Origin of the sequence: Robiginitalea sp. (assembly GCF_049588695.1) — a bacterium.
GTDB lineage: Bacteria > Bacteroidota > Bacteroidia > Flavobacteriales > Flavobacteriaceae > Robiginitalea.
This window is the reverse complement of sequence record NZ_JBAVZJ010000201.1, coordinates 1-2091: the sequence shown is the minus strand read 5'-3', so window position 1 is coordinate 2091 and position 2091 is coordinate 1. Positions and strand designations below refer to the sequence as shown.

Annotated in this window: 2 protein-coding genes; both read left to right on the top strand. The window is 50.3% G+C overall.

The window, feature by feature from the left end; genetic code table 11:
* Window positions 1-1710, top strand: a 1710-nt coding sequence (locus WBV75_RS04855) for a phosphoribosylformylglycinamidine synthase subunit PurQ (RefSeq protein ID WP_424119522.1), incomplete at its 5' end; no start/stop codon positions are given.
* A gap of 44 nt (window positions 1711-1754) precedes the next feature.
* Window positions 1755-2091 (top strand): hypothetical protein (locus WBV75_RS04850; protein ID WP_424119521.1); only part of this gene is annotated, 337 nt, incomplete at its 3' end.

Here is a 2091-nt window from a genome sequence, read left to right as displayed (position 1 = left end):
CCGGTGGCCGGAAGCCGCAACAGTATTGCCGAGGCCCTGACCAACCTTGTATGGGCGCCCCTTGAAGACGGGTTAAAATCTGTGAGCCTGTCGGCCAACTGGATGTGGCCCTGCAATAATGAAGGAGAAGATGCCAGACTCTACAAGGCTGTGGAGGCCGCTTCTGACTTTGCCATAGCCCTGGGAATTAATATTCCCACAGGGAAGGACTCCCTATCGATGAAACAGCGCTATCCGGAAGGAGACGTCCTCGCTCCGGGAACCGTTATCATTTCCACAGGAGCCCGCTGCAACGCCATCCAAAATGTGGTCGAACCTGTCTTTAAAATCACAGGGGGGCCCCTCTACTACCTGAATTTGTCCTCGGACGCCTTCAAACTTGGGGGATCTTCTCTGGGTCAGGTATTGGGCAAAATTGGCACGCAAGCCCCTACTATTCAGGATCCCGAGCTTTTTGCCAACGCATTTGACCTATTGCAGCAGGCCATAAAGGACGGGCAGGTTGTGGCGGGTCATGATGTGGCCTCCGGTGGCCTGATTACCACCCTCCTCGAAGGCTGCTTTTCAACACCCAACCTGGGGGCTGAAGTCGACCTGACCCCCCTGGGGGAATCAGATCTGGTCAAAGTACTTTTTGCAGAAAATGCAGGGGTTGTTTTTCAAGGCAAAGACGACACCGTTGAAAAAATCTTTTCGGATGGGGGAATCAAAATCCACCGGATCGGGAAAGTTCGGGAAGGGGCTGAGCTCCTTTTGAAAAACAAAGACACAAACCTGGTACTTGACATTCCAAACCTCCGGGATACCTGGTACAGGACTTCTTATTTGTTGGATGCACAACAAACCTCAGGCGGCCTGGCCCTGGCCCGCTATCAGAATTACGCACAGCAACCCCTTCACTTCACATTTCCCGAAGGTTTCAGCGGAAAACTCCCTCAGAACACCATCGAAACCCGGAAGCGTCCCAAGGCTGCTATCCTGAGGGAAAAGGGAAGTAACTCCGAACGGGAGATGGCCCATGCCATGTACCTGGCTGGTTTTGATGTGAAAGACGTCCATATGACCGACCTGATCAGTGGGCGGGAAACCCTGGAGGATATATGGTTTATCGGGGCCGTTGGTGGGTTTTCAAATTCCGATGTACTGGGCAGTGCCAAAGGCTGGGCGGGGGCTTTTAAGTATAATGCCAAAGCGAATGAAGCCTTGCAGCGCTTCTTTGCCCGCCACGACACCCTTTCCGTCGGCATTTGCAATGGCTGTCAACTCTTTATGGAACTGGAATTGATCCATCCGGATCATGAAGACCATGGGAAAATGACCTATAACGATTCCCATAAACACGAAAGTGCGTTTACCTCCGTTCGGATTGAGGAAAATCACTCTATTATGCTCAAAGGCCTCGCGGGGGCTACACTCGGGGTCTGGATTTCACATGGAGAAGGTAAGTTCCGCTTGCCGTACGACGCGTCCCGCTACAATATTGTCGGGACCTATGGGTACGATTCTTACCCCTCCAATCCCAATGGGAGCGACTACAATACGGCCATGTTATGTGATGACAGCGGACGCCATCTGGTGACTATGCCGCATATCGAACGGTCGATATTCCCCTGGAACTGGGCGCATTATCAGCACGGACGGCAGGATGAAGTCTCCCCCTGGCTGCAGGCCTTTGTAAATGCCCGGGAGTGGATTGAATCGCACGGGTAGTTATAAGGGCAAAATCAAAAAAGTAGAAATTTCTATCTTTGGGTATGGCGCGGTTTATTGTATGGCTTATATGCTGCCTTACCCTAATGGGGGCATACGGACAAACCAGGGATACTCTTTATGTTGATGAGGGGTATATCAGCATAGATGAATATGCGTTTAAGAAGAAAATCCATTCCAAACTCTATTATGAACGGCTATACGATCTGGACACAATCCTTCTTAAAAAGTTATTTTTAAAGTATTACCTGGGCGAACTGAAACCCGCAACTAAAAACCAGTTATTTGGACTTCTGGCCCAGCGAAATGAAGTGGATACAACGAAAATTATCTTTATCCACTACCAGGATACTTTGAAAACGAGGGATTCCTACCCAAGGG